Origin of the sequence: Alkalihalobacillus sp. CinArs1, assembly GCF_947387515.1 — a bacterium.
Taxonomy (GTDB): Bacteria; Bacillota; Bacilli; order Bacillales; family Guptibacillaceae; genus Guptibacillus.
Window position 1 is genome coordinate 1,391,405 of sequence record NZ_CANDOB010000001.1, and the last position, 26,481, is coordinate 1,417,885.

The 26,481-nt window shown below is 42.5% G+C and carries 30 protein-coding genes; 17 read left to right on the forward strand and 13 right to left on the reverse strand.

What is annotated here, in order from left to right; all coding sequences use genetic code 11:
• Positions 1–2: 2 nt before the first annotated feature.
• The 5 genes from PFZ69_RS07090 to PFZ69_RS07110 all read left to right on the forward strand — a co-directional run bounded on the left by PFZ69_RS07090 (position 3) and on the right by PFZ69_RS07110 (position 4,809).
• Positions 3–950 (forward strand): ABC transporter permease subunit, encoded by a 948-nt coding sequence (locus PFZ69_RS07090; RefSeq protein ID WP_270180308.1) that lies wholly within the window; start codon positions 3–5, stop codon positions 948–950.
• Positions 950–1,948, forward strand: a complete 999-nt coding sequence (locus PFZ69_RS07095) for a hypothetical protein (RefSeq protein WP_270180309.1) — start codon at positions 950–952, stop codon at positions 1,946–1,948. Before PFZ69_RS07090 ends, PFZ69_RS07095 begins: the two co-directional genes overlap by 1 nt.
• Before the next feature lie 150 nt (positions 1,949–2,098).
• Complete coding sequence (locus PFZ69_RS07100) at positions 2,099–3,109, forward strand: LytTR family transcriptional regulator DNA-binding domain-containing protein (RefSeq protein ID WP_270180310.1); 1,011 nt, start codon at positions 2,099–2,101, stop codon at positions 3,107–3,109.
• A gap of 144 nt (positions 3,110–3,253) precedes the next feature.
• Positions 3,254–4,102 (forward strand): ABC transporter ATP-binding protein, encoded by an 849-nt coding sequence (locus PFZ69_RS07105; RefSeq protein ID WP_270180635.1) that lies wholly within the window; start codon positions 3,254–3,256, stop codon positions 4,100–4,102.
• Positions 4,099–4,809: an ABC transporter permease gene (locus PFZ69_RS07110; RefSeq protein ID WP_270180311.1), complete on the forward strand. Its 711-nt coding sequence runs from the start codon at positions 4,099–4,101 to the stop codon at positions 4,807–4,809. Before PFZ69_RS07105 ends, PFZ69_RS07110 begins: the two co-directional genes overlap by 4 nt.
• A 228-nt stretch (positions 4,810–5,037) precedes the next feature.
• Here PFZ69_RS07110 and PFZ69_RS07115 read toward each other — a convergent pair whose 3' ends face one another.
• The 5 genes from PFZ69_RS07115 to PFZ69_RS07135 all read right to left on the reverse strand — a co-directional run bounded on the left by PFZ69_RS07115 (position 5,038) and on the right by PFZ69_RS07135 (position 7,855).
• The gene (locus tag PFZ69_RS07115) at positions 5,038–6,216 is read right to left on the reverse strand and encodes an MFS transporter (protein WP_270180312.1); all 1,179 of its coding nucleotides are present in this window, start codon (positions 6,214–6,216) and stop codon (positions 5,038–5,040) included.
• A 76-nt stretch (positions 6,217–6,292) separates the two neighbouring features.
• A complete protein-coding gene (locus PFZ69_RS07120) occupies positions 6,293–6,700 on the reverse strand; it encodes a ferritin-like domain-containing protein (protein WP_270180313.1) in 408 nt (135 codons plus the stop codon).
• A 118-nt stretch (positions 6,701–6,818) separates the two neighbouring features.
• Complete coding sequence (locus PFZ69_RS07125; protein WP_270180314.1) at positions 6,819–7,142, reverse strand: nucleoside triphosphate pyrophosphohydrolase; 324 nt, start codon at positions 7,140–7,142, stop codon at positions 6,819–6,821.
• Positions 7,126–7,527 carry a nucleoside 2-deoxyribosyltransferase gene (locus PFZ69_RS07130; RefSeq protein ID WP_270180315.1) on the reverse strand — a complete coding sequence of 134 codons (402 nt, stop codon included), beginning with the start codon at positions 7,525–7,527 and terminating at the stop codon, positions 7,126–7,128. Before PFZ69_RS07130 ends, PFZ69_RS07125 begins: the two co-directional genes overlap by 17 nt.
• A gap of 28 nt (positions 7,528–7,555) precedes the next feature.
• Positions 7,556–7,855 (reverse strand): hypothetical protein, encoded by a 300-nt coding sequence (locus tag PFZ69_RS07135; RefSeq protein WP_270180316.1) that lies wholly within the window; start codon positions 7,853–7,855, stop codon positions 7,556–7,558.
• A 199-nt stretch (positions 7,856–8,054) separates the two neighbouring features.
• Between PFZ69_RS07135 and gvpJ (PFZ69_RS07140) the strand changes: the two genes are divergently transcribed.
• The 12 genes from gvpJ (PFZ69_RS07140) to gvpU all read left to right on the forward strand — a co-directional run bounded on the left by gvpJ (PFZ69_RS07140) (position 8,055) and on the right by gvpU (position 13,545).
• Positions 8,055–8,312: a gas vesicle protein GvpJ gene (gene gvpJ / locus PFZ69_RS07140; RefSeq protein ID WP_270180317.1), complete on the forward strand. Its 258-nt coding sequence runs from the start codon at positions 8,055–8,057 to the stop codon at positions 8,310–8,312.
• Between the two features lie 57 nt (positions 8,313–8,369).
• On the forward strand, positions 8,370–8,822 hold the full coding sequence (gvpQ, locus tag PFZ69_RS07145; protein ID WP_270180318.1) for a gas vesicle protein GvpQ: 453 nt from the start codon (positions 8,370–8,372) through the stop codon (positions 8,820–8,822).
• Positions 8,823–8,843: 21 nt separating this feature from the next.
• Positions 8,844–9,104, forward strand: a complete 261-nt coding sequence (gene gvpJ / locus PFZ69_RS07150; RefSeq protein ID WP_270180319.1) for a gas vesicle protein GvpJ — start codon at positions 8,844–8,846, stop codon at positions 9,102–9,104.
• Positions 9,105–9,169: 65 nt separating this feature from the next.
• The gene (gvpO, locus tag PFZ69_RS07155; protein WP_270180320.1) at positions 9,170–9,436 is read left to right on the forward strand and encodes a gas vesicle protein GvpO; all 267 of its coding nucleotides are present in this window, start codon (positions 9,170–9,172) and stop codon (positions 9,434–9,436) included.
• Positions 9,437–9,457: 21 nt separating this feature from the next.
• Positions 9,458–10,378 carry a gas vesicle protein GvpN gene (gene gvpN, locus PFZ69_RS07160; protein ID WP_270180321.1) on the forward strand — a complete coding sequence of 307 codons (921 nt, stop codon included), beginning with the start codon at positions 9,458–9,460 and terminating at the stop codon, positions 10,376–10,378.
• Positions 10,379–10,393: 15 nt separating this feature from the next.
• Positions 10,394–11,158 (forward strand): GvpL/GvpF family gas vesicle protein, encoded by a 765-nt coding sequence (locus tag PFZ69_RS07165; protein ID WP_270180322.1) that lies wholly within the window; start codon positions 10,394–10,396, stop codon positions 11,156–11,158.
• Complete coding sequence (locus PFZ69_RS07170; protein ID WP_270180323.1) at positions 11,155–11,409, forward strand: gas vesicle protein GvpG; 255 nt, start codon at positions 11,155–11,157, stop codon at positions 11,407–11,409. Before PFZ69_RS07165 ends, PFZ69_RS07170 begins: the two co-directional genes overlap by 4 nt.
• Before the next feature lie 9 nt (positions 11,410–11,418).
• A complete protein-coding gene (locus tag PFZ69_RS07175) occupies positions 11,419–12,213 on the forward strand; it encodes a GvpL/GvpF family gas vesicle protein (RefSeq protein WP_270180324.1) in 795 nt (264 codons plus the stop codon).
• Positions 12,214–12,230: 17 nt separating this feature from the next.
• Positions 12,231–12,497, forward strand: a complete 267-nt coding sequence (locus PFZ69_RS07180; RefSeq protein WP_270180325.1) for a gas vesicle protein — start codon at positions 12,231–12,233, stop codon at positions 12,495–12,497.
• Positions 12,463–12,747 (forward strand): gas vesicle protein K, encoded by a 285-nt coding sequence (locus PFZ69_RS07185; RefSeq protein WP_270180326.1) that lies wholly within the window; start codon positions 12,463–12,465, stop codon positions 12,745–12,747. Before PFZ69_RS07180 ends, PFZ69_RS07185 begins: the two co-directional genes overlap by 35 nt.
• A gap of 27 nt (positions 12,748–12,774) precedes the next feature.
• The gene (gene gvpJ / locus PFZ69_RS07190; protein ID WP_270180327.1) at positions 12,775–13,098 is read left to right on the forward strand and encodes a gas vesicle protein; all 324 of its coding nucleotides are present in this window, start codon (positions 12,775–12,777) and stop codon (positions 13,096–13,098) included.
• Between the two features lie 27 nt (positions 13,099–13,125).
• Entirely contained in the window at positions 13,126–13,545 is a 420-nt protein-coding gene (gvpU, locus tag PFZ69_RS07195) for a gas vesicle accessory protein GvpU (protein ID WP_270180328.1), read from the forward strand.
• 50 nt (positions 13,546–13,595) lie between these two features.
• On the opposite strand, the gene PFZ69_RS07200 is transcribed toward gvpU, so the two are convergent.
• From PFZ69_RS07200 to PFZ69_RS07235, 8 genes are all read right to left on the reverse strand, one after another.
• On the reverse strand, positions 13,596–14,879 hold the full coding sequence (locus tag PFZ69_RS07200) for a D-serine ammonia-lyase (protein ID WP_270180329.1): 1,284 nt from the start codon (positions 14,877–14,879) through the stop codon (positions 13,596–13,598).
• Positions 14,880–14,949: 70 nt separating this feature from the next.
• Positions 14,950–16,332, reverse strand: a complete 1,383-nt coding sequence (locus tag PFZ69_RS07205; protein ID WP_270180636.1) for a cell wall-binding repeat-containing protein — start codon at positions 16,330–16,332, stop codon at positions 14,950–14,952.
• Between the two features lie 132 nt (positions 16,333–16,464).
• Positions 16,465–18,696 (reverse strand): cell wall-binding repeat-containing protein, encoded by a 2,232-nt coding sequence (locus tag PFZ69_RS07210; RefSeq protein ID WP_270180330.1) that lies wholly within the window; start codon positions 18,694–18,696, stop codon positions 16,465–16,467.
• Between the two features lie 74 nt (positions 18,697–18,770).
• The gene (locus PFZ69_RS07215; RefSeq protein ID WP_270180331.1) at positions 18,771–19,793 is read right to left on the reverse strand and encodes a D-glucuronyl C5-epimerase family protein; all 1,023 of its coding nucleotides are present in this window, start codon (positions 19,791–19,793) and stop codon (positions 18,771–18,773) included.
• Positions 19,794–19,874: 81 nt separating this feature from the next.
• The gene (locus PFZ69_RS07220) at positions 19,875–21,251 is read right to left on the reverse strand and encodes a cell wall-binding repeat-containing protein (RefSeq protein WP_270180332.1); all 1,377 of its coding nucleotides are present in this window, start codon (positions 21,249–21,251) and stop codon (positions 19,875–19,877) included.
• Positions 21,252–21,316: 65 nt separating this feature from the next.
• Positions 21,317–22,717 (reverse strand): cell wall-binding repeat-containing protein, encoded by a 1,401-nt coding sequence (locus PFZ69_RS07225; RefSeq protein WP_270180333.1) that lies wholly within the window; start codon positions 22,715–22,717, stop codon positions 21,317–21,319.
• A gap of 269 nt (positions 22,718–22,986) precedes the next feature.
• A complete protein-coding gene (locus tag PFZ69_RS07230) occupies positions 22,987–24,420 on the reverse strand; it encodes a cell wall-binding repeat-containing protein (RefSeq protein ID WP_270180334.1) in 1,434 nt (477 codons plus the stop codon).
• Between the two features lie 164 nt (positions 24,421–24,584).
• Entirely contained in the window at positions 24,585–26,450 is a 1,866-nt protein-coding gene (locus PFZ69_RS07235) for an LTA synthase family protein (RefSeq protein ID WP_270180335.1), read from the reverse strand.
• Positions 26,451–26,481 lie beyond the last annotated feature (31 nt).

A 26,481-nucleotide genomic window follows, 5' to 3' on the forward strand; every position in this document is an offset into this window, starting at 1 on the left:
ACATGGTACGTTCTTTCTTCACAAGAACCGCTATCCAATTCTTACTCACATCGATAGGGATCTTTCTCATCGGCTCCCTTCCCTATCTTCTTTTCAATATGGAGTCGCAGCTTGAAGTCCTCAAGATGATCGAACGGAAAGAACTCAATAATACGCTCTTTCTATCAGATAACATCGTGATGAATGTAGGTGCTTATGTTACGAACATCATCGATACCATCGCGGTGATCTTCTCAGGAAATGCCGATCAGTACTATGCGCGTGGTGGCGTGTGGCCGCTGTTCCCTGAGTTTTGGGAGGCCTATCTTCAGTCGATGCAATATTTGATCGCATCTCTATTCATAGCGCTCGTGGCAGCAATTCTCCTGACGATCTTAACGATGTTATTACCCACTCACAGAAGGAGATTACCGAAAGCGTTCCTTTTTGTAATGGAATCATTGCCTGATATTTTTATTATTCTCATTACACAGATCACGATCATTTGGATTTATAAAAAGACGGAGATTCTGTTATTTAACATTACGAGTGGATTCGGAGAACAAGCGATTCTTCTCCCGATCCTCGTTCTCTCATTTCTCCCTGCCCTCTACATCTATAAATACTTGCTGCTATCGTTTGAAGATGAAGAGAAACTTCTCTACGTGGAGCTTGCGCGAGGCAAAGGATTGAATCGTAGTCGCATCTTACTCATACATATTTTTAGAAATTCGATTTTCACTCTCTTCAACCATTTCAAAGGCATCTTCCTTTTTGCATTAGCGAACCTTCTGATGCTTGAAGTGATCTTTGAAATAAAAGGATTTATGACCTTTATTTTTCAAAACGGGGTTCTCAATAACGAGATCGTTACGATGGGATTATTTATGGTGTTCCTTCCATCTTTTCTCTTTTTTACGGTTACACAATGGTTCTTAGAAAAATCCTTTAATGTGATGGGTGATCCTTAATGAAGAAGCTGATTAAACAACCGATGGTCACTGGAGGCACCTTGTTCATCGTCCTCCTTCTCGTTGGAAGTTTTTTGTATAGTGCGCTGGTTGAACCTCCGAAACCGGAGAAGATGCTATACGACAGTAACGGCGATATCATTGCGTTAGCCCCTTTCCCGCCGTCAGCACAGTTCCCTCTAGGTAGTGACATCGACGGAAATAACTTTATGCTGAAACTTCTGGAAGGAGCGAAGTTTACGATTGGCCTGTCGATTCTCGTGGCGTTAGGAAGGATCGTTCTTTCTGCGATCGGGGGCTATTTACTGTTCTTACTCCCCGGGTCTTTTCGTAAATTTCTCGCTGGTCTCGCAGATACGTTTCACTATGCTCCTGTTACGATCTTTACATATGTACTGATCGCACCTGTCGTGATGACGTTCAGCTGGAGCTACAGTACGCCGACGAAGATCATATTCCCTATGCTCGTTCTCGTGCTTATCAGTGTCCCAGTGTTGTCGCTATACGTACAGAAAGAACTCGACCTCATCGCGCAGAAAGAGTTCATCGATAGTGCCAAAGTGATGGGTGGAAGTCACTTTCATATTTTCAAAGCCCACATGGCGCCGTTCTTAAATCCGAAACTGTTGATCATTTTCATTCAGCAAGTCGGACAAGTACTGATTATCTTTGCCCACCTCGGGTTATTGAAAGTATTCATTGGGGGAACAGACGTGAGAGTCCTTGAATATGACTTCGAAACTGGAGATGCAACGACTGCTTCATTTTCTATGTCAAACGAATGGGCAGGCTTGATCGCGCAGAACTTTCAGTACGTGAATTCCTTCCCGTGGATGATCCTTGCACCAGTGACGGCATTTGCGCTGACGATTCTTGCAATAAACGGCATCGTGTATGGATTGAAAGCGAGTCCGACTTATAGAAGAAAGAAGAAGAAGGCTAAAGCATCTAGTCCGAGCTATACCGTTAGTGCGGAGAGCTTTGAGTTGCGGAATTGATGATGAAGGGGATCAGGCATGTGCCTGGTCCCCTCTTTTTAATTCAACTCTTACTTTTTATGTAATTAAATGAAATAATTAGATTATTAAACTAAGGATACGGATCGCTATGTAAGAACATCCAACCTATAGAGGGGGAGAGTTTTAAAGGTGTTAACGATTAAAAATGTTGAAAAGCAGATTAGCGATAAACTAGTTCTCCCAGCGTTTGATTTGGTTATCGAAAAAGGCGAGACCGTTGCACTTCATTCCAACATGAGTGTCATTAGCGAATTGCTTAAAGGTTTCACTGGTCGTGACCGAAGTTTTCAGAGATCTATTCAACTAGACGGCAAGAACATTTCAAAACACAATTCTGATATTGGCGTGTCCTTCTTAAAAGGTGGCGTTTATGAACGATTAAGCGTTCTCGATAACTTTAAATTTTATAGAGGATTATACAAGTCGAATTTACGTATTGAAGATGTTCTTCACCTTGTACAGCTTGAAGATAAGAAGAATGTAAAAGTTAAAAAACTTACCTATTCAGAAGAAAGAAGGATCCAATTCGCTCGCTCCCTCTTTCAGAATCCGCTGCTGTTTGTTTTTGAAGAGCCCGATCAGAATGTCGATATGGAAACGAAAAGGGTGTTTCTCAAACTTGTCACCTATTTAAAGCAACAGCAAAAATGTGTATTGATCCTCACAGGAAACATAGAAAGTGCGATTACACTTGCGGACATTCCATATCGTTTGAATGAAAATGGATTACACGGTTTAGAAAGTGAAGACGACACATCCTCTGAGGAGTCAGAGGACGAAGAAGCTGAGCCGAACGTTTCACCCTCTATTCACTTTAGGAAGATTCCTGCCAAAGTTGAAAAGAAGATTTTATTGTTTGATCCTACGGAAATCAATTATCTCGAGAGTTCTGGAGGGGACGTTACCATCCATGTGAACGGTGAGGAGTTCCAGGGGTTTTTCAGTTTAACGGAATACGAAGAAAAGTTAGCTTCATATGGTTACTTTCGCTGCCACCGCTCATATCTCGTAAACTTAGAAAAAGTAACCGAAGTCATCACTTGGACAAGGAATGCGTATGGCCTCATCCTTGAAGATTCATCAGAGCTTCCACTGTCTAAGAATAAAATGGCGACATTAAGAGAGATACTCGGCATTTAACATGCTCCATTCGGATAAAAATAGACACCATTCATCCCTGCCAATGCTCCATTTAACTTTTTCAGCCTCCGTTTGACGGGATTTTAATGCCTCCTTATCGGTCGTTCTGTAATCTTAGGTTACAAACAACGAGGAGGTATGATGTTGGAGAATATCATAGAGGTACGTTCATTGATGAAAGCATTTGGTAATCAGGTGGCATTAAATGAAGTGGATTTCTCAGTAAAGAAAAAAGAAATCTTTGCGTTTCTAGGACCAAGCGGTTCTGGAAAAACGACGACGATTAAAATTTTGACGGATCAACTTTCACCTACTGATGGTGAAGCTACTGTATTCGGTATAAGCTCCCATCGATTAACAAAGGAAGGTGCGCATCGCAGAATCGGCATTTTAACCGATAATAGCGGACTGTATAATCGACTATCAATCTACGATAACCTTAAGTTGTACTGCGAGCTTTATGGGGTTACACATGCTCGTATCACAGACGTGTTAGAAATCGTAAATTTACAAGATGAGCAGCAGAAGGTTGTTTCTCTGCTATCTAAAGGGATGCTGCAACGCGTTCTTCTTGCGAGAGCCCTTTTGCATAAACCAGACCTTCTTTTTTTAGATGAGCCGACCTCAGCCCTGGATCCTGCTAACTCGAGACATATTTACCGTGGCTTGCGTGAGCTGAATAACGAAGGAACAACGATCTTTTTGACGACGCACGACATGAGCGAAGCAGAGTTACTTTGCGATCGAGTTGCGTTTCTTCATGAAGGGAAGATTCAGTTACTCGATGAACCGAAGAAGATAAAAAGACAGTTCTCAGATTCAACGATTACGGTGGAGTTAAACGATGGAAGGAAAGTTGTTATGAAGAATGGACCAGAAGATGCTGAACGAATGCATCAGTATATGTCGAGCAGCCAGGTCGCCTCGATCTATTCAAACGAGCCGACGTTAGGAGACATCTTCATCAACGTGACAGGGAGGGAATTGGTATGACTTTTTCGATGAGGCGCGCGTATGCGATCTTCCAAAAAGATGTAAAAGATTTAACGAAAAATTTATTCGTCATCACGACTGCACTCTTACCGCTCATATTAGCCGTTTTCTACGGTACATCTGATCTTATATCGATCGAAACTCACTACACTGTTATCAACCTTACGTTCGCTGCAGTAGCCGTCTTTATTCAGAGTGCCTTGATAGCTGAAGAGAAGGAGAAAAATACGTTAAGAGGACTCATGCTTTCCCCTGCCACGCTATCAGAGATTCTCGGTGGCAAAAGCGCGCTAACGTTCCTTTTTACAATCGCGACGATCGTTGTTTGTTCCTTCATTACTGGGTATGAGCCTTCGAATCTAGTTGTAGTAGGATTTGCTATTCTTCTTTCCACGGTGTTTTATATCGCGCTGGGTACGCTTGTGGGATTGCTATCGAAGTCCGTCATGGAAGCCTCGGTCATGGTGCTGCCGGTGATGTTTATTTTCGGATTCGGGTCGGTCCTGCAATCCTTCGCGGACAAATATGCGATTCTAGCATTTATCGAATATATGCCGAACGTGCAGCTTATCGAGTTAGCGAACAAAGTGGAGAATAGTGTAGGTATGACTGAATTCTTGCTACCTTTATTCGTCATCGCAGGATGGGCGGTTGTTACCGGCATATGCGTAGTCATAATGTATAAGAAAAGAGCTTTGGATGATTAGAAATTATGAAGAGCGAGGGTCAAGCACTGACCCCCGCTCTTTTTCATTTATTCATAAACCATTCGATAAAAAGAATATATCCTGCAAAAACAGCAAGTGCAAACCATAGGAACCAATCTGGTACGTACTCCCATCCAAACATTGTTTACCTCCAAAAGAAAGCTTTTGTGGAAGATTGCCGTCATTTTAATCCTCATAAGAGGCTACATAGCCGCTACCACAGTTATTCTAACTCGTATGCGCTAGCTGAGAATAACTCCGTTCCGCTTTTAATAGGACAAGAGTCAATAGGACACCTATGAGCGCTAACCCTCCAAAGAATAAGTACACAACGAAAATATTAAAGAAATCATATAGGTATCCGCCAACAAACGTACAGAACCAGTTTCCGATACCATTTCCCACTGCAGCATATAACGTTACCGCCGTTGCATCCATATTGATTGGAGCGATTTCCTTAACATACTGAAGACCAGCTGGAATAAATAAGCCTAGGGAGAACCCTTGGATAACTGTCGTTGCATAGATAACCGTTAAGCTTGGTTCAAAGAAATAAAGCACCCACCTTAGCATGGAAGCTATACCGGCGAATAATACTACCATAAGTAACCCATACCGCTGAATCCATTTTCCTGAGATTCGCATGAATGGAATCTCTAATAGGACGGCAAGCATAAACGCAAGTCCAATCCCCGCATACGTTCCTCCGCTATCTTCTACAAACAATCCAAAGTACGTATTATTTGATAAGTTCGGTCCGAAGATCATGAACGTCACGATGAGAAACAGAAGAAACTTTCGGTAGACTAGTAGCTTTCTCATCCCATTCTTCAGGTCCACTTTCTTTGTCTGACGCTCACTCGGTGAACGCCACGCGAGGATAGAAGCTAGCGTAAGAGAAATCAAGAATGCGTAAAAGATAACCCCTGGTCCTAAGACTGACTCTGATAGTTTTCCCATAATGAAAACGGCTAGACCGAATCCTAACGAGCCAAACAGTCGTATATTTCCATAGTTATAGTTCACCTTACCTGTGTACTTTAAGGTAATACTGTCTGAAACGGGAATGATCGCACTCTGAAAGATTGCGACGACGATAGCGATCACGAGAAACCAGTAAAAGCCATCAAAAACAAGGTATCCCATTCCGGCGATACCCGTTAAGAGTGCTGTTAAGGTGAGGACTCGAGTCGGTGACTGCGTGGCGTCACACACCATCCCCCATATTGGTTGAAAGAAAATCATGATGATCGGTCCGAGCGACATGATCATACCGATCTGCGAACCGTTCAGATTTTCTACTTGTTTTAAATAGACGCTCAACAACGGAAATAAGCTTCCCACCCCGAAAAAGGCGAGTAAGTAGAATCCTTGTAGCGTAAGTATGTTTTTCTTTGCCTCCTGCATCGTGCACCTCCGTAATGAGCTACCTTATATTGTAAGCCCATCTTGGAAATAGTCAATAGCGGGGGCAGGAAGGTGCCTAGCTCCTCGTTAAAAAATATAAAAACCACACAGCATGGTTCTGTTCATCCGCCGCTGCTCGCTTAAAGACCTCCTTGATATAGGAATCCTGCGTTTGATCCGCGATGTCGAGGTAAAAGTCGACAGCTTTTTGCTCATCTTCAATCGAGTACTTAAGTCCAGAAATGTAAGAGGTGGGACACTCTTCGATTAATTGCGGTGAATGCTGTTGACCCGTTAACTGTGTATAGATAGTTGTGAACGCTTGATAATGATTGACTTCATCTTGTCGAATCTCTAGAATTTGATCCTTCGTCTTCTCATTCGGTGCCAGTTGAGCGAGTATGTCATAACACTGAATCGCGCTATACTCCCCATTGATGGCAGTCGCGATATCCTCAACAAGTGTGCGGTATACATGATGCATGCTGTTCTCTCCCTTATTTAGACCCAAGATAGAACAGTATATGTGGGAAGCCTATTAAATAGTGAAAAAAGCAGGCAGAGGAAAAACGTTTTCCCTGCCTTCCCCACTATTAAACAATTTACTCATCCACCGTCTTTAAGAAGACTTTGTTAGAAAAACCGCCTCGTTCTTTCTCTTTTTCCTCTCTTGCAACTTCTATATCCTCATACCCTTTTCCATGAACACCTGCTAAAGCACAAATCACTTCCACCACATCCCCAAGTTCTGAGATCGCCTCTTCATTTGAACTCACTTCAAGATATTCGTTCACTTCCTCAAGAAGCTTTCTTCTAAGCTCTATCTTGAATGCTTCGTCAGATAGCGTGATAGCTTCATAGGTTTTTCCATTCTCTGAAATGATTTCAGGAATTCGATCTCTGACTAGCTTATTGTATTCCGGCATGTTTCTTCTCCTGAACGACCTTATGAAACAGATCTGTTAATGTACCAGAACAAATCGTCACCCCGCTCGTATGGTAAAACGAACTTGAAGTGACAGGATCCGTTATCTCCTCTCCAGAGTAAAGATAGACAGGAATACCGAGGCCAAGCGCGATGCCAATCTCGATGTGCGTCCCTTTCCCACCAGGGAGAAGTGCGATAAGAAAATCGGACTCTTTCACTGCGTCGAGTTCTGAAGTGCCTATTCTCCCAAGTTCCTCAAACGTTGTCGCTCTCTCATTCTTCGTCCAATCATATGTATGTGTGTACCCTTCATTCTTTAATAAATCACGAAGCTCTTGTACCTGTGCTTTGTTTTGAAAACTTGATGCGATATAGAATTTCATTGTCCTTCTCCTCACCTTTCCTTCATATCTATCCTGATTTTACAGCAAACTGCTTGTTCATTTCCTTTTTTAGCTTCCTTTCCATCCTCTCTTCATACATCGGTGACTTCTTCATCTTCTTCACCCGCATCTTCCCAATTACATATCGAACAGACTCATTTTTCGTGATGAGCGGCTTCGCTTCAGGCATTTTTGTAAGGTCTACAAACCACGCGAATGCCATGAGTGCGATGATGTTTTCTTCAATCTTCTCTTCATCAGGCGCTTCTCCTCCGCCAAAACCAAATATTCCACCTAAATTTGCGAGAATCTCAAGGAATAGTTCCACGTGCCGTTTCCTCCCTCTCTTCTACTCTTATTTTTATATACGGACCATCTAGGTCATTTGTTTCATAAAGGGAGAAAGAGTGTTGAAGCTTTGTTTAAACAATTCATTTCCGAGGTATACTCATGTGAATTGTTTTCCTTTCCAACCATTTCTTTTATTGAGATGGTTGGCATTCTACAGCTTAAAAAGGAGTGACGTGATGAGTATTCAAAAGAGTGCAGAGAGTTCGAGTCTTGCAGAAGTGATCGACCGCATCCTTGATAAAGGCATTGTCATCGATGCATTCGCGCGTGTTTCGCTCGTTGGGATCGAGATTCTTACGGTTGAGGCAAGGGTAGTTATCGCAAGTGTCGATACGTGGTTACGTTACGCGGAAGCCGTCGGACTACTTCGAGATGACGTTCAGGAAGAAGGTCTTCTTCAGCAATCAAACGAGCGCGCACAGTTTAGCATGTAGTACGTTGGATTCATTTTTCGGAAAATTGAGTAATTCGTACCACGGAGGGGGTATCTCATGAGTAAACCCTTTGGGAAAGCGCTCGATAAAGTCACGGAAAAAGTTGTTGAACATACGCCTGAGCATATTAAAGAAAAGGTAAAGGACACGGTTCAAGATCATGCGCATGAAACGTTTAAGGAAAACGTACAGGAAGGTGTTCAATCAAAGGTAAATCAGGCGTCTGAACAGCTTCAAAACACAAAAGAAGAGAATGCTTCCAAGGTTCACAGCACGGCAGAGAAAGCGAAAGAAAAAGTGCAGGACGCTCTTCTATCTGTAAAAGAAAAGGTGTCGACGGCAAAGGAAGCTGGTGATGCATTTCAAGAGGAAGTCTCCTCTTCTCGCGAAAGTAAAACGATTAAAGGCGTGCATGACATCAAGAGTTCAACAAACATCAAAAGCTCTACGAATATCAAGAGTTACCAGAACATTAAAACATCCAAAGACATCAAAACGATCAGTTCGTAACTACTGAAAGGAGAGAACATCATGGCTATTCAAAAAAGCGCAGAAAGTTCAAGTCTTGCAGAGGTAATCGATCGCATCCTCGATAAAGGAATCGTAATCGATGCGTTCGCAAGAGTTTCAGTTGTAGGTATTGAAATTTTAACAGTTGAAGCACGTGTCGTCATCGCAAGTGTAGATACATGGTTACGTTACGCGGAGGCGGTTGGGTTACTTCGTGATGACGTACAAGAGAATGGACTAGCGAATCAGCAGAACGAACGCAGCCCTCAATTTAGTATTTAATTCAAACGGGGATTGGTGTCTTAAGAAGGCACCTTTCCCTTCCATTACGTTTGCAGGAGGCCACTATGGAAATTAAACAGATCATGGGTAATGTTGCCGAGTTTCTTAATGAAAACGTTGCTCCCGTTCATAAGATTACCTCAGTTGAGGCGAATGAAAACGAAGGCTGGAGAGTTACGGCTGAAGTCATTGAAGAAAAAGAATATATGAAGCGATATGCAAAGGATGAATTGGTCGGCTCATACGATGTCCTTTTAAATGAAAACAAAGAAGTCACGTCGTTTAAACGCCGAGACGTTCGTTATCGCAGTGCGATTGGCGAGGAAGCATAGCGAGATCAGGAGGTCGACACGATGTCAGTTTTAACCCAAAAGATGAAAAAAGATAAACATGCATTACTTGAAGACGACGCAACTAAGAAGCTTATCGACCGCTCGCTAACCTACATTGAAGCAGGGTACCCTGTTCATTTCACCGGTCCATCAGGGGTTGGGAAAACAACGGTTGCACTTGCACTAGCTAAAATGCGAAAGCGACCCGTCATGTTGATGCACGGTAATCATGAGTTAAACAATCGGGACTTGATAGGGAATTTTACGGGTTACTCAAGTAAGACCGTGATCGACCAGTACGTTCGCTCAGTCTACAAAAAGGATGAAAACGTTTCTGAACAGTGGCGGAACGGGCGGTTACTTGAAGCGGTGAAGAACGGGTATACGCTCGTATACGATGAGTTCACTCGGTCAAAGCCGTCGACGAACAATCTTTTTCTATCCATTTTGGAAGAAGGCGTGCTCCCTCTATACGGCACAAAAGCAACCGAACCGTTCGTTCGTGTTCACCCAAAGTTTGCGGTTATTTTCACGAGCAACCCTGCAGAATATGCAGGCGTTTATGAGACGCAGGATGCGCTGCGCGATCGCTTGATTACGATCAACATGACGTTAAATGATACTGACAAAGAGGCTCGCATTCTTGAGAATAAATTCGATCTTTCTTCAGATGAAGCGAAAGCGATCACGTCTCTTGTGCACCAAATCCGGAGCCACTACTCAAATGAGAACCACGGGCCAAGCATACGCGCCTCTCTCATGATCGCCCGTCTTACAGAGGAAGCAGACATTCCAATTCAAGGGAATCACCAAGACTTTCAGCGCTTATGCATCGACATTTTAGGCGATGGGTTGAGCCGGGAATTGGATTCTGAGAATCCGATCGCCGATGCGGAAGAACGCATCATAGAGGCATGCAGCAATATGAGACACCAGTCGTAAAGGAGCGGTTTAAGAATGAGCCAAGACACAGGCATTTATATTTTTTGTGCGATTCAAACAGAGAAGAAACAGCAATTCGGCGCAGTGACGATCGAAGGCGTCGATCATGAAACGTTTACGATTCACTATCAAGACGCTGCGATGGTTGCAGCGGAAGTACCGATGAAAATTTATCATCCGAAGAAAGATAATCTGATGATGCATCAGAGCACCGTTTCTCGTGTGATGGAAAAAAGTGATACGGTCCTTCCGATCAGCTTTGGGAACGTCTTTCATTCAGAGGAAGATGTAAAAGTTCTTCTCGAAAACCTTTACCCTCAATTCGAAAAGCTTTTTCCTGCCATCAAAGGGAAGATTGAAGTTGGGCTAAAAGTAATCGGCAAGAGCGAATGGCTCGAATCAAGAGTGAACGAAAATCCAGAGGTTGAAAAGATGGCTTCTAATGTAAAAGGAAAATCTGAAGCGGCTGGCTACTACGAACGAATTCAGCTCGGTGGAATGGCGCAGAAGCTTTTCGCTTCCCTTCAACAAGAAATCAAAGAAGACATTTTTAACCCATTAGATGAAACGGCTGAAGCTTCAAAAGCAAATGATCCGATTGGAGAAAAGATGTTATTGAACGCTTCGTTCCTCGTTGACCGGGAAAAAGAGGAAGCATTCGATGCAGTGGTCAATGAGGCGCATGATAAGTGGAAAGACAAAGTTGAGTTTCGTTATACCGGGCCTTGGCCTGCCTACAACTTCGTTAATATTCGCTTGAAGGTTGAAGAAGGTGCATGATCCATAAACTGGTGACCTCACCCATCAACCTTGTGATCAAAGTCGGTGAGAAAATAAAAGAAGAAGCAGACAAAGAACTATACGACCTGCCTACGATTCAGCAAAAGTTAATTCAGCTGCAGATGATGTACGAGCTAGGCGAAATTCCTGAAGAAGCGTATAAAGAAAAAGAAGAAGAGCTGCTCCTGCGTTACGAGACAGCGAAGCGTTTAGAAATGGAACAGTGGGAAGAATTAACGAAAAAGAAATGAGGGTAACCGATGAGTCTTCTCTATTTATATAGCTTTATTCCAACAAGTGAATCTAACCAGCCGCTCCCCTCTTTAAAAGGATTCGATGGTGATCGCGAACTATACATGATTTCGATCGGTGATGTGACCGCAATCGTGTGCGATGTCGCGGCGTCTGAAGAAACGATAAAAGAAAAGATGGATCAAGATGTAGAGTGGCTTCAGGAAAAAGCATTTCACCACCATGAAACGGTGCTGCAGCTTACCAAAATCTATACGTTAATTCCGTTAAAATTTTGTACTCTGTATAAATCAGAAGACAGTTTGCGAAACACCGTCGAAAGCAACCAGGAAAAGCTGCGGGAAACTTTCTCCCTATTAGAAGGCAATGAAGAATGGAACGTGAAGATCTACTGCGATGATGAAGCGCTGCGAAAGCAAATTAGCGAACAAAGTCCTTCTATACAAGCAAAACGGGAAGAAATCGAGGCGCTTTCGCCAGGGAAAAAGTTTTTCGAGCGTAAGAAAATGGATCAGTACATCGACCAGGAGCTTGAGAATGAAAAGACCTCATTCTGTGAAGGAATTCATGAAGCGTTAAAAACACATTCGATCTTAGGGAACATCAAGAAAAACTGGAACAAAGACGTGACGGGACGACAAGAAAAAATGGCTTGGAACAGTGTGTTTCTCCTTCCCCAAGATGAGGTGGAAGCCTTCATTAAAACGTTTAAGGGATATGAAGAGAAATTCACCGCCTCAGGGTGGCAATTCGAGGCCTCAGGTCCTTGGCCTGCCTATCATTTCTCTAGTTTCACTTCATAAAAAAGGGAGGATGCGCCATGCCTGTGAAAGAGTCCCTCGAAAACAAAGACATTGCACTGATCGATATTCTAGATGTGATTCTCGACAAGGGCGTTGCCATTAAGGGCGATTTACTTATATCCATTGCGGGCGTTGATCTCGTGTACTTAGATTTACGAGTGTTGATTTCATCTGTTGAAACGCTTGTCGAGCAGCAGGTGGGGGCACTTAGTTCGGAACAATTTGATGAAGAAAGGGAGGATTTGATTCATGCAACTGGCCAAGTCGACAGATGGAAGGATTAATATCGATCAAGAAAATGCTGAAAAAGGATTAGCGCAGCTTGTTCTCACGGTAATTGAATTACTAAGGCAAATCGTTGAACGAAATGCGATGAGGCGCGTCGAAGGCGGTTCCCTTACCGATGAGCAAGTTGAAAATCTTGGCGTTGCTCTTATGACGTTAGAAGAAAAAATGGAAGAGTTACGTGATGTATTCGGTCTTGAAGCGGAAGACCTGAACATCGATCTCGGTCCACTAGGAAGCTTGCTTTGATATTCATGGAGATGTGGAGGTGTCACGATGGGAGTTGAACACCCGGTACAATCGAATACGATTGTCGACGTATTAGAAAAAGTGTTGGACAAAGGCGTCGTTGTTGCTGGTGATATTCGCGTTGGAATTGCGGATGTCGAGCTTTTAACAATTAAAATTCGTTTGATCGTTTCCTCGGTTGATAAAGCGAAGGAAATCGGAATGGATTGGTGGGAAAACGATCCTTACTTAAGTTCGAAGGCAGCCGACCAGAACACAAAGGCGCTTGAGGAGGAAAATAAAAAGCTGCATGAAAGACTTGAACAGCTTGAAAGAAGACTTGAAACGAGCGAGGCGAAACCACGGTACTAACCGTTAATTTGAAGGGAGAATAACATTATGAGCGTTGAAACAGCTGCTATCACTGAAAAAGACAGTGTTCTTGAATTTTTCGTACAAGCATCGAACAAGCACGACTTCTCTTTAGACATCACGTTGAATCTAAAAGGCGCGATGGTGACAGGCACCCTCGTTTCTGCAGGTGAATACTTTTCAACACTAAGCGAATCGTTTGAAGATGAAGGTGACGTTTCTCAGAAACTAAGTGAAGAATTAACGAAGGCTGGGGAAGCTGTTGAAGGCAGTAGTGTTAAGGATGCACAGTTCATTCATTTGAAAAATGCGAGGGTGTATTGCGGAGATACGAAACCTACTCCATCGAAAGGAAGCATCCTATGGAGAGGCAAACTCACGGAAGTCGATGGCTTCTTTCTTGGAAGGATTTCAGAATCGAAGTCAAAGGATCAGCAGAATGGGTGAATTGTCAGCGGTGCCGGAATGGGAGCTAGCCCCACTCCGGCACCACTGCTTTACAATTTCCCTTTTTCATAATCTTCTTTCCACACCGCATCTGGTACTAACCTTCCACCAGTCGCCCACACAACATGTGTCCCTTTCCCGCTACCTTGTTTCGCTACATGGACAGGACCTATCATTCCTGCTAGTGCGGATGGCTCGAGCTTGATTCCTTCTGCGTTATAGAGCATATGCAGGAGGCGGTACAGCCTCTCATCCTCAATCGTATACACACCATCAATATATGTCTTCACCCGCTGACCTACATACTTCGATGGGCGACCCACTGCAAGGCCGTCTGCAGCTGTCAGGTTGTCGATGCCAAAGTCTTGCACACATACCTTGTCGTGCTGGTTCGTCATTAACCCGATCAGCATTGACGGTGAATGCGTAGGCTCTGAGAAATAACAATGTACGTGATCACCGAAGACTTGATTGAGTCCAAAGGCGATGCCGCCCGGTCCTCCACCTACACCGCATGGGAGATAAACCGTTAAAGGGTTATTTTCATTAACCTGTATGTTCCGTTCATCTAACTGCTTCTTCAAGCGTAATGCAGCTACTGCATACCCCATGAAGAGATCTTTCGAATTTTCATCATCGACATAGTAACAGGTGAGCTTTTCTTCACACTGCGCCCTACCTGCATCGACCGCTACACTAAAATCTCCTTCATGCTCGATTACGGTTGCACCCTTTTCTCGCAGTAAATCTTTCTTCCACTGCTTGGCGTCACTCGACATATGTACCGTAACGTTGAATCCAAGTTTTGCAGGTAAAATTCCAATACTAAGGCCAAGGTTTCCCGTCGAACCTACCATAATCGAAAATGCTGAAAAGAACTCTTCAAACTTTTTGTCAGCTAGCACACTATAGTCATCGTCTTTCGATAAGATGTTATGACCGAGTGCGAGCTTCTCTGCATGTTTGATCACTTCATGAAAGCCGCCTCTCGCTTTAATGCTTCCTGCGACCGGAAGACGGTCATCTTGTTTGAGTAGGAGCTTCCCTTTTATTGTTGTGCTGTACTCCTTTTCAAGTGCCGTTTTCATTTCGTCGATCTCGGTTAAAGGCGATTCGATCACGCCATCCGTTTCAGGGAATACCTTTTTAAAATAAGGTTCGAATCGTTCGAAGCGCGCCTCTGCTTCCTTAATGTCTTCGAGTGTTAAATCAAGTCCTGAGGGTGAGAAACCCTTGCTTGGATTTTGCCAAAATACTTCTTTGTATTGAATGAGGTTGTCTAGTAGAGGATATTTGATTTTCCAATCTTGAAGGGATTTTCCTGCTATTAACATATGTAGAATTGCCTCCTTTTCAAAAATTGTTTTAAGGTGAGATAGGCTCGTGCCTGACCCCACCTCTTACCTATTCAAACAATTTCATTATATCTTCTTCTACACTTTTCTCTACAGCTCCTGTTCCACCTAATATTGTGAAGTTGTATTTATGATTCTTTACAATGTACGCCTCTATTGTTGGATCAAGCTCTGCCTTTGGTGTTAAAAGCATCGGCTCACTGAACTTGGCTGAGAGAACTGAGCCTGTGAGAGCGTCAGCGTAGGATGATCCTGTTGCGAGGGTAAGAGATTGCGAGTCTCGTCCGAAGTAGTCTGCAATCGCAACTGACGTTTCATAGCGGTCGCTTCCTGCTAACCGCTCAGGGTCTGGTAGACTACCAAATACGCCTTTTCCAATCACTCCCGTTCCTCCTACTGCAAATGTACTTTTATAATCAGAAAGTACATCACTTGTTGCCGCTGGAATGGTATCAGTTTCAGTCAGCAGGATCGGCATCCCTAGCTGCGCAGCCACTGGCGCAATGGAGAGTGCATCAGGAAAGTCCTTACCGTATGCTACGATAGCCTCATTTGAAGTCGGAAGCTTTTCTGCTATCGCCGCTGCCGTTTCATAGCGATCGCTCCCTGAAATACGATTTACAGCAATACCTAAATCAGTTTCAATATACCTCGCGACATCTTCTGATATCGCACCTTTTCCTCCAACGATCGTTACCTTCTCAGTCTTCAGCAGTTCCAACGCTTTCTCTGTTACTTTCGTAAGCGTATCTCTCTCCGTTAATAGAATCGGAGCATCGAGGTGATGTGCAAGTGGTGCTCCTGCAAGAGCATCAGGAAAATTGTCTCCAGTTGCGAGAACGACATTCTCAGCTTTTCCTTCAATCCGTTCATGCATAGCGATTTTCACCGCAGTATCATAGCGATCCTCTCCTGCAATTCGATCGATATAAGGTTCAACTTGTTCATATTCTAGGACATTTAGTTCATATTCTTTGCCATTAGCCAGATTGGCACGATCCATCGTTTCTATGTAATAAGTTCCTGGAGCTAGAGCGTAGACTGCACTGAAACTAATCTCGGTCGACTCATGATGCGGCTTGATTTCATTCTTATTAATATCGTACAGATTGACATGGAGGTCCATGTCAGAAATTTGTCCATCCGTCTGGTAAATTGAAAGTTCAACGTCTTTGAATTCACTAACCTTCAATTTGAAGACGTCTTTATCACCCTCTGAAAAAGTTCCACGCATATTTTCAGAGGGTGTAATGGTTTGATTCACTTCATCAATGGAATCATTTGGCTCATTTTCATTGAGAATCTTGTATTCAACGGCTCCCTGATTTGTAACAGATGACGTTTGTTTCTCATCTCCTGAACCGTTCGTTGCTAAAGTAGAGGTACCTATCACGAGACTTCCAGCTAAAAATACCGCGGATACACCAATCATTTTCTTCAAATCGTTCATTCCTCTCGAGTAATAATGTATGCCTTCTACTAATACCCTTACATTCCATTAATTAACATAAAAAAAGAGAGAACCAGACAATAGTCTGATTCTCTCTAGCACGATTAGTAGAATTTAGTTCTCTACATCATAGTCTTGCTTGAAATTCAAAGCTTGCTTCTCAAAATAAGGATCACCGGTGATCTGATGTAGATACTCCAGTTGTTCGATATGAATCATATGATAGCGAACACTCTGGACATGATGATCGCGGCAGTAATAACTAACTTCACCTTCGACTCGATAGACAGGAAGATAGTGTTTTACTGTCGTAATCGCACCCTGCAGATAACGTTCTGTCTCCTCATCTTGCTGCAGCAAATAATAATCATACACACCAAAAATCGCGAATAAGAAACCATTAAGGGCATACGTTGGTTCTTCTCGTGGAAACTCTTCTAGCCATAGGTAACCCTCATCATCGATCATCGAAACCCATACATCATTCTCACTTCTAAGATTCTTTAGGCTTTGAAACGTCTTATGCGCTGCATCAAGATATTTTTCCTCACCAGTGACCTGATATAATCTTGTGAATGATGAAAGGATTTGGCCCTGCGCCATTGCTGAATACCACGTTCCTTCCATAATATCCTCACCAAACCCATGCAGATCAAAATCATTTTCGTAAGGAAAATAGAGCCCACCGTTATATTCATCAGCTACTTCTAGTAGTTTATCTCCATGCAAGATTGCTTTTTCTAAAAATGCTTCATCATTCGTTTGTTCATAGCTAATGAGAAAGGATTTTGCATAGCGTCCAATTTTTAAAGGATGGTAATACAATTCACCATTTTGATTGTACTGTACGATCCCATTCTCATCTGTCGGCTCATCGGGATTTAATGGCACAACTCCTCCTATATATGGAACTTCATCTGATGGCACTTCTATGATTTCAGTCGACCCGATACGGAAGCCATAGTCTTCGTTTATTTCGCTAGTATGTTTGATTTGATCTGATGCAAGTTCTTCATATAAACCTTCAGATAATACTCCCTTGCCGCCAAGAAGTGTGTACTTGTGCATTCTATTATTCTGGTAATAGTCTTTCGTGGCTGCATGAAGCTCATCTTTTGGCGTTAGCAGCAATGGTGCTGATTGTTTTGCTGAATAAACTGAACCTGCGAGAGCATCTGCAAAACTTGCTCCTGTTGCTAGGTTAGATGAAGGTGTTGGCCAATCAAAATATTCAGCGATCGCAACTGACGTACTGTAACGATCTTTTCCTGAAATTCGTTCGGCATCAGGTAACTCTTTAAACACTTTCTCGCTGATCACACCTGTTCCTCCAACAGCAAGTGTTCCTTCATACGCTTTTAAAGCCGTGGCTGTAGCTTCAGGAATACGTTTTGTGTCAGTTAAGAGAATAGGCATGTTACTTTTTGCAGCGTATGGAGCGATCGATAGTGCATCCGGAAAGTTGCTTCCGTAGGCTACGACAGCTTTGTTCGTGTTTGGAAGCTTTGATGCGATAGCAGCTGCGGTTGCGTAGCGGTCTTTTCCTGAAATACGATCAACTTCGATACCTAGTTTCGTTTCAAGGGTATCCTCAACATCTTCTGACACCGCACCCGTTCCACCAACGATCGTGACCTTTTTCGTTTCAAACGATTTTAATGCTGATTCCGTTGCTTCTGGCAGCTTGTCTTTCTGAGTTAATAAAAGCTCAGCATCGAGGTGATATGCGAGAGGTGATCCTGCTAGGGCATCCGGAAAATTCTCGCCTGATGCAAGAACAATGTGTTCAGCTCTGCCATATGCACGTGAGTTTATCGCAATCTTTGCAGCAGTCTCATACCGATCCGTTCCTGAGATTCGATAGATCGCCCCTTCATTTTCCTTTGGTACATATGCATTCAGCTCATATTTCTTACCATTGTTCATATTGGCAAGATCTGACGCTTCGATGTAATACGTCCCTTCTTGAACCAAATACCAGGATCTAAACGTCGGATCAACATGAAAAGGATGAATTTCCTGTTTATCACTGTTATATACGTTTGCATGCATCTTCATATCCTTTTTTCTTCCATCTTCTTGCGAAAGAAGTATCGCTAAATCGTGATAGCCTTCACCCGTTACCTGTACTTTATAAAAGTCTTTATCATCCTTAGAGAAAGTACCATGTACGTAGTCTTTGTTTGTCAGTGTTTGATTTGCACTGCTAAACGTATCGTTTATTTCTACTTCATCTATGTAGTTATGCTGATTTGATTTTGATTCGCCATTTGCAAGGACCGTGGGCCCTGAAAGTAAGCTTGTGGCCATCAAAACTGAAGATAAGATTCCAATCGATTTTTTCACTAGATTCGTTCTCCCTTTACCTGTTTAATAGTGGAATCAAGCACGTTCTTGGAACGTGCCTGACCCCTTCTCATTTACGATGATAGTTCAAAGTCAGCTCTAAACTTTGAAGCTTGCTCTTCAAAGTAAGAACCTCCTGTAATTCGATTTAAATACTCAAGTTGAGCGATATGAATCATGTGGTAACGGTCGCTCTGCACATGATGATCGCGACAATAGTAGCTGATTTCCCCTTCCACTCGATATACAGGAAGATAGTGTTTAACAGTAGTGATCGCACCCTTTAGATAACTTTCTGTCTCCTCATCTTGCTGCAATAAATAGTAATCATACACCCCAAAAATCGCGAATAGGAAGCCATTCAGTGCGTAGGTTGGCTCTTCACGAGGAAACTCTTCTAGCCATAAGTAACTCTCATCGTCTACTAATGAAACCCACACATCATTCTCGCTCTTAAGATTTTTCAAGCTTTGAAACACCTTATGTGCAGCATCTAAATATTTCTCATCACCTGTATAGTTATATAACCTTGTAAATGTCGAGAGGTTTTGACCTTGCGTCATTGCCGAATACCAAGGTCCTTCCATTATATCTTCTCCAAATCCATGCAGGTCAAAATTATTGGTATAAGGAAAATAAAGTCCGCCATTATGTTCTTCAGCCATTTCTAATAGCTTATCTCCATGTAGAATGGCTTTTTCTAAAAATGCATCTTCTTTTTTCTTTTCATAGCTAACTAGAAAGGATTTTGCATATTTTCCTATTTTCAAAGGATGGTAATGCAGCTCACCTTCTTGATTATACATTACAATCCCATTCTCATCTGTTGGCTCATCAGGCTCTAGTGGCACGACAGCACCGACGTACGGGACTTTATCTAATGGAACGTCTACAATGTCAGTTGAACCGATTCGAAAACCATATTCTGCGTTTATTTCCGCTACGTGCTCTAATTGAGCTGCAAGATCAGCTGGTTCTTCTTTCTGAGTAGCTGTCCCAGTCGTTTCTTCTGATCGTGTCATGAATACACTTCCAAAGATGATAATGAGTGCAACTAATGATGATAAAACTAGTATTCGTTTATTTGATTTTTTCACTGCTTTTATCCCCCATGTTACTGTCGATATAAAATAGATTCCAAATAAGAGAGAACCAGACGGTGGTCTGGTTCTCACTATTTATTTACCTTGCTGAATTTCAACCAACTCATCTATGACGCTCTTTGAAATTGCTCCTTCTCCTCCAAACAACCTGTAGTAATTCGCTTCATTCTCTTTAAGATACTGCTTTGTTGATGGAGCGAGCTTGTCCTTAGGTGTAAGCACCATTGGAGCGCCAAGTTTTGCCGACTGAATCGACCCAGCGAGTGCGTCTGCATATCCTTCACCTGTAGCAAAGTTAACCGTAGGGATTGTCCAATCGAAATATTCTGCTACAGCGACCGATGTACTATAACGATCTTTTCCTGAGATTCGTTCAGCGTCAGGCAGGTTATTAAATACGTTTTCACTTATAACACCCGTACCGCCTACAGCAATTGATTTGCCGTAATTCTTAAGTGCTTCTTCTGTGGCTTCAGGAGTCTCATTCTTTCCAGTTAAAAGAATAGGTATGCTGTTTTTGGCTGCATAAGGAGCGATGGAGAGCGCATCAGGATAGTCACTGCCATAAGCAACCACTGCTTTCTCTGAATCTGGAAGCTCTGCAGCAACAGCAGCAGCAGTCGCATAGCGATCTTTTCCTGAAATTCGATCAACGTTCATGTTCAGTTCATTCTTTAGATAGTTCTCAACTTCTTTTGAAACAGCACCTGTTCCACCTATAATCGTTACATTCTTAGTTTTGAATGTTTCCAACGCTTTTTCAGTTGCTAATGGCAGCTTGTCTTTCTGTGTCAATAGCAATTCAGCGTCAAGATGGTAAGCGAGCGGTGACCCAGCTAGAGCATCTGGGAAATCTTCACCCGATGCTAGTACGATATTTTCTGCGTACCCATAAGCTCTTGATTCGATCGCTATATGCGCAGCCGTCCAATATCGATCTTTTCCAGCAGTCCAGCGTACAACATCTTCTGATTCCCCTGTCACATACGTTACAAATTCGTATTTCTTCCCATTATTAATGTTCGCTAAGTCTTGAGCTTCAAGATAGTAAGTACCAGGCTTTACAAAATATGTTCCAGAAAACATATTAAACGCAGAATGCGGATGAACTTCTTCTTTATCACTGTTATAAACGTTTACGTGCATTTTCATATCCGTTTCATTAACCCCGTCTGGATATAAAGCTAAAAGCAATTGTTGATACCCTTCTCCACCGACTTCCACTTTATAATAATCCACATCGCTTTCAGAAAAAGTCCCGTGAACAGCCGTTTTGTTTGAAAGAGTTTGGTTTGCACTACTAAACGTATCATTGAGCTCAACTTCATTAATATATGTATACTCTTCCATGTCATTTGGCAGATTACCCTTCGCATGTGCGACTGGACCTGCTAGTAAGCTCGTCGCCATCACAACTGAGGAAAGTATTCCGATCGATTTTTTCACTTTCATGCTCCCTCCGTTTAATAGTTTAATTGTTTATTGGGTCAGGTACGTACCTGACCCTTTTTCATTCGTTATTTTATTAATTCCCAGATATCGATCTCTACCTCTTTACTAACTGCACCTTCACCACCAAGAATGGTGTAATAACGTGTGTCATGCTCTTTAAAGTAACTTGCTACAGACGAATCCAGCTTTTCTTTCGGTGTTAAAAGAAGTGGTTGTGAAAAATTAGCTGCTAGCAAAGACCCTGTTAAAGCATCTGCGAAGCCTTCTCCAGTTGCAACGACTGCAAAGTTTTTATCGTTTTTAAATTCATTGGCAATCGCAATAGAAGTGGCATAGCGATCTTTTCCTGACAGACGCGTTGGTTCAGGCAATTCATTGTTGAAGACATCCTCACTGATTACGCCTTTTCCACCTACTACATAGCTTTTTTCATAGTTTTCTAGTGCTTTCTTTGTAGCTTCTGGAACGTTATTTGTGTCTGTTAACAAGATTGGCATCCCATTTCGAGCTGCCTCAGAAGCAACGGATAATGCATCAGGAAAGTTCTTTCCATAAGCCACAACCGCAGTATCTGTCTCTGGAAGCTCTGCAGCTACTGCAGCTGCCGTTTCATATCGGTCTTTTCCTGAGATACGATCAACTTGAAGACCAAGCTTTTCTTTCAAATAGTTCTCTACATCCATTGAAACGACGCCTGTCCCTCCAACAATCGTAACCTTCTTAGCCTCTAGGAAGTCTAATTCTCCCTTCGTAGCGTCTGGAAGCTCATTCTTCATCGTTAACAGGATTGGGGCTTCAAGGTGGTATGCAAGTGGCGCACCTGCAAGCGCGTCAGCATAATTAGCACCTGTTGTAAGTACTACGTTATCCGGTTTTCCCCCACCTTCTAATGTTTGCAGATAAGCGATGTAGGCCGCTGTCTCATAACGGTCCTTACCTTTTGCGCGGTCAACATATGGCATTTCATGAACAACAATGTCATGAGAAAGAATGTATGCTTCGCCATTATCCACATTCGCTAAATCCGATGCCTCTATGTAATAAACACCCGGGGTTAGTTTATATACTCCATAAAAATGAGTGTATTCCGTTTCTGATTTGTAAGGTTCGACTACCTTCTCGCTAGAATCATAGAGTACGATGTTAAGATCCATTTCCTTCACTGAATAATCTTCTTTATTTAGACCTAGTGAATAATCAACTGGCTCGTCACCAGTAATCGTTACTTTGTAGTAATCTTTATCATCCTTTGTAAATGTTCCTTTATAGGATTCTTCTAACGCGATCTTATTCGCATTTTCAAACGAATCATTTGGTTCTTGCTCCTGTGAAACTACATTAGAACCTTGCTTACCATCTTTCGTTTTCACATCTACATGGCTACCTGTCGCAGCGCTCGCAGCTGGACTTGCTAGTATACTAGCTACCAAAAGTAACGAGAATAAGATACCGATCGTTTTTTTCACTAGATTCATTCCTTCCAAGGTTATTTAATTCCATTTATTAACTCCTAATCCACTATATCACACTCGTTTTGTAATGCAAATGTAACAATCGTAATTTTTGTAACACTTTTCACCCGTTTTCCCAATTTATTGGACAAAACCATTAGGATTCTCTCTATTACTCGTTTTTACTAGGAAAATATAACTTGAGGAATTCTTTTTGAAATAAAAAAAGAGTACCCCTATGGTTACTGGGTACTCGTTCCTATGAATTTAACGTCTACAGAAAATTATTCAAAGATACTCCAAATATCAGCTTCTACGCCTTCACCTACAGCACCTGTTCCACCAAATATTCTAAAGTAGTGCGTATCCTGATCGATGAAGAACTGTTTCACATCTGGATCCAGGTTATGTTTAGGAGTTAGCAAAAGCGGTTCGTTCAAGTTTGCTGCAAACACTGATCCTGTGAGCGCATCTGCGAAACTTGCTCCTGTTGCAATGTTAACGAACTGATTATCAAGATCAAAACGTTTTGCAATGGCTAAGGACGTTGCATAGCGATCCTTCCCTTTAATTCGTTCTGGGTCTGGGAGTCGATCATATACCTTTGAACTGATAACGCCAGTTCCACCTACGACAAAGCTGCTCTTATAGTTTTTAAGAGCCGAGCTTGTTGCTGCAGGAATGCTATCTTTTTCTGTTAAAAGAATTGGCATCCAGTTTTGCGCAGCAACAGGTGCCATCGCTAATGCATCCGGGAAGTTCTTTCCGTATGCAACCACTGCTGTATCTGAAGGTGGAAGTTCTTTAGCGATCGCTGCAGCAGTTTCGTAGCGATCTTTTCCAGAAATTCGGTTTACTTCAATCCCTAATTCATCTGTTAAGTAATCCTCAATTGATTGAGAGATAACACCTTTCCCGCCGATGATCGTAACATTCGTGGTTTCTAGCAGTTCCAACGTTGTCTCCGTAATGGCTGGTAACGTTGTTTTTCCCGTTAGTAGAATCGGTGCATCCATCATGTAAGCGAGTGGTGCACCTGCTAGTGCATCAGGGAAATCTGATCCTGTCGCAAGGACCACGTTCTCAGTTGTGTAGCCTCCATGTGATCTGATCGCAATCGCTGCGGCTGTATGATAACGGTCCTTCCCTTTTACGCGATCGATCTCAGGCTCCATTTCGAATACATAAGCATTCAACATATATTCCTCACCATTATTAAGGTTGGCAAGGTCTGATGCTTCTAAATAATATACCCCTGGTTGAACGGTTACAATCGAAAGATAACCATACTGGTCTACTTCTTCATATTCACCTTCAAGCTTTTGCTTCGCTTCATCATAAAGGTTCACGTTCAAATTCATCTTAGTGCCATCCTCTTCAGTTGAAAAAAGAGAAATAATGAAATCAACTTCTTGATCCCCAGTAATTTCGACTTTATAGAAATCTTTATCTTGATCATTGAATGTTCCGATGGCATAATCATCGAGTTTAATCGCGTTTGCTTGATTAAAACTATCGTTTGGCTCTTCTTCTAAATAGTAGCCCCACTCGTCGTACCCCTGTAACTCAACGCGTTCTTCAAGCATTTTCTCCTTTGAAACCTTCTTTATGCTATCTACATCTGTTTGACCATTTGCAGAAGCAGCAGGACTCGCTAGTAAACTAGCACCTAACACGACAGACGACAAAATCGTTAACGCTTTCTTCACTTCATTCATTCCCCCGAATCAAACTATTTTTTGCAACTAAAACAACGCCAAATCCCCGGCAGCTTCACCTTCCGTTTCCTATTGCTAAGAGGATTATATACGACAATGACAAGCATTACCATCTCTTTTTTTTGCTAAATTTCGCCAAAAAAGAGCACCGAGTTAGGTGCTCTTTATACTGCTTCTTCACGTATGCTCTGTAACCTTTCGAGAAGGTTATTTTCTAAAATTTCATCTGACATTTCGATGTGCTTTTTGATCTGCTCGTATCCCTCACGACACTTTTCAACGTCTACTACTTTTCCACTTTCTGTTCTCGTACACGTCCCCTTTGTAAACTCTCCTGTTGGGGACATATCGAATGAATAAGTTTCCCCAAAGAAAGTGTACGTTGGAAATCCATGTCGAAATCCGACGAAACCTTTTTCTTTTGTAGTAAGGTCTTGTCCAACGTGGTAGATCGCGTTCTCTAGGCCTAGTAAGCTTGTAATCGTCGGCTTAACATCGACCATGCCACCGATCACGTCATTCACTTCGCCTTCTTCTTGACCTGGATAGTGGATCACGAGTGGAACGTTATACATTTCTTTCCGATCGAACGTCACTCCGAGGAGTTCATCTAATTCTTGTTTCTTTTCAGGTAGAAGACCATAGTGATCGCCGTAGAAAACGAATAACGTATCTTCCCAGAGACCTCTTTCCTTCAAGTCCTCGATAAATACACCTAGTGTTTCATCTGCATACTTTGAGCTTTGAAGATAGTCTCCAACCGCTGTATCGTTGAACCGCTCTGGTAAGTCGAGGTACTTCTTCTCATCAGGTAATTTAAAAGGTCGATGCTGCGAAAGGGTGATGAAGAAATTATAAAATGGACCGCGCTCCGCTTTTTGTTCATAAATGTCAGCTAACTGAGCGTACATACTTTCATCCGAAACACCCATCCCTAACTGGTCACTAGCGTCGATACTCTCTGAGATCGCACTATAAAATTCATCGAACCCTTGCGCAGGATATGCTGCCTTCCGATTCCAAAATTCAGGATCATTTCCGTGAGCTACGCTCGTTTGATAGCCCTCTTCACCAAGGATGATTGGCAATGAGCGAAAAACGCCCTCTTCATAACCAATGTATCCACTCTCACGCTCCGAAGGAAACAGGGAGTTATTCACGATGAACTCCGCATCTGACGTATTTCCTCTCCCAATCTGGGTGTAGAATTGATTGTAATAAAAGCTTTTTTCAATAAGATCATTTATATTCGGGGTGATTTCCACTCCGTCCACTTCTAAGCCAATGACGAATTCATTCAGAGATTCACCTTGAACAACAACGAGGTTTTTACCTTCTGCGACACCAAAGTAAGGGGATTCTTTTCCTTTATGCTTAGTAAAGTACTCGTTGATCTCTTCAAGCTCTTCCGTTGAATAGCCTTGTCCCATCGCAGGTGCGACCTTATTTTCATTAAAATAGATCGTGCTTGCGTGTAAGTGCGCTGGCAAGATTCCTGCCTTCGCCACTTTATATTGATCGCTGTACTGCGCATCGATCGAGAAAATGGACAACAGCGTTAATGTGATGATTCCAACCGCTAGAAAACTTGTTCCGATAAATCGACTCTGCACCGCACTTCTTTTGAGCGTCATCATAATCAACAAAGGAATCAATACGATGATGTCTACTATGTAAAGAAGGTCGCTTCGTTCGATCAGGGTAACGATCGAATCGCCCACTTCTGCAGTCTGACCCGCTTGATTCAGTAGTTCTAGCGACAATAGACTAGAATAGTACCGTTCGTAAAGCACGTCTCCGTATAGTAAGAACGAGACGAGCAGATAAAGAGAGAATGCTAGAATTGCGTACCGCACCTTGCCAGACATCACTTGGAAGCTTATTAATACAAACGTTAGGCCGAGTGCTCCGAGAAAAATAAGGCCAAGGTGTGCTTCACCTATAATTTGATGGGAGAAGTAGGTGTTTTTAAACGTCCATCCTCCGAGAAGAATAAGTGACCAAAGAATGATAGGTATGTATTTTGTCATGAGAAAATTCCTTTTTTTACATAGTTTTACC

Coding starts and splice junctions, on each gene's coding strand:
- PFZ69_RS07090 (WP_270180308.1), top strand. CDS start 3: ATGGTACGTTCTTTCTTCACAAGAACCGCTATCCAATTCTTACTCACA.
- PFZ69_RS07095 (WP_270180309.1), top strand. CDS start 950: ATGAAGAAGCTGATTAAACAACCGATGGTCACTGGAGGCACCTTGTTC.
- PFZ69_RS07110 (WP_270180311.1), top strand. CDS start 4,099: ATGACTTTTTCGATGAGGCGCGCGTATGCGATCTTCCAAAAAGATGTA.
- PFZ69_RS07115 (WP_270180312.1), bottom strand. CDS start 6,216: ATGCAGGAGGCAAAGAAAAACATACTTACGCTACAAGGATTCTACTTA.
- PFZ69_RS07120 (WP_270180313.1), bottom strand. CDS start 6,700: ATGCATCATGTATACCGCACACTTGTTGAGGATATCGCGACTGCCATC.
- PFZ69_RS07125 (WP_270180314.1), bottom strand. CDS start 7,142: ATGCCGGAATACAATAAGCTAGTCAGAGATCGAATTCCTGAAATCATT.
- PFZ69_RS07130 (WP_270180315.1), bottom strand. CDS start 7,527: ATGAAATTCTATATCGCATCAAGTTTTCAAAACAAAGCACAGGTACAA.
- gvpJ (WP_270180317.1), top strand. CDS start 8,055: ATGAGTATTCAAAAGAGTGCAGAGAGTTCGAGTCTTGCAGAAGTGATC.
- gvpQ (WP_270180318.1), top strand. CDS start 8,370: ATGAGTAAACCCTTTGGGAAAGCGCTCGATAAAGTCACGGAAAAAGTT.
- gvpJ (WP_270180319.1), top strand. CDS start 8,844: ATGGCTATTCAAAAAAGCGCAGAAAGTTCAAGTCTTGCAGAGGTAATC.
- gvpO (WP_270180320.1), top strand. CDS start 9,170: ATGGAAATTAAACAGATCATGGGTAATGTTGCCGAGTTTCTTAATGAA.
- gvpN (WP_270180321.1), top strand. CDS start 9,458: ATGTCAGTTTTAACCCAAAAGATGAAAAAAGATAAACATGCATTACTT.
- PFZ69_RS07165 (WP_270180322.1), top strand. CDS start 10,394: ATGAGCCAAGACACAGGCATTTATATTTTTTGTGCGATTCAAACAGAG.
- PFZ69_RS07170 (WP_270180323.1), top strand. CDS start 11,155: ATGATCCATAAACTGGTGACCTCACCCATCAACCTTGTGATCAAAGTC.
- PFZ69_RS07175 (WP_270180324.1), top strand. CDS start 11,419: ATGAGTCTTCTCTATTTATATAGCTTTATTCCAACAAGTGAATCTAAC.
- PFZ69_RS07180 (WP_270180325.1), top strand. CDS start 12,231: ATGCCTGTGAAAGAGTCCCTCGAAAACAAAGACATTGCACTGATCGAT.
- PFZ69_RS07185 (WP_270180326.1), top strand. CDS start 12,463: ATGCAACTGGCCAAGTCGACAGATGGAAGGATTAATATCGATCAAGAA.
- gvpJ (WP_270180327.1), top strand. CDS start 12,775: ATGGGAGTTGAACACCCGGTACAATCGAATACGATTGTCGACGTATTA.
- gvpU (WP_270180328.1), top strand. CDS start 13,126: ATGAGCGTTGAAACAGCTGCTATCACTGAAAAAGACAGTGTTCTTGAA.
- PFZ69_RS07200 (WP_270180329.1), bottom strand. CDS start 14,879: ATGTTAATAGCAGGAAAATCCCTTCAAGATTGGAAAATCAAATATCCT.
- PFZ69_RS07205 (WP_270180636.1), bottom strand. CDS start 16,332: ATGATTGGTGTATCCGCGGTATTTTTAGCTGGAAGTCTCGTGATAGGT.
- PFZ69_RS07220 (WP_270180332.1), bottom strand. CDS start 21,251: ATGAAAGTGAAAAAATCGATCGGAATACTTTCCTCAGTTGTGATGGCG.
- PFZ69_RS07230 (WP_270180334.1), bottom strand. CDS start 24,420: ATGAATGAAGTGAAGAAAGCGTTAACGATTTTGTCGTCTGTCGTGTTA.
- PFZ69_RS07235 (WP_270180335.1), bottom strand. CDS start 26,450: ATGACAAAATACATACCTATCATTCTTTGGTCACTTATTCTTCTCGGA.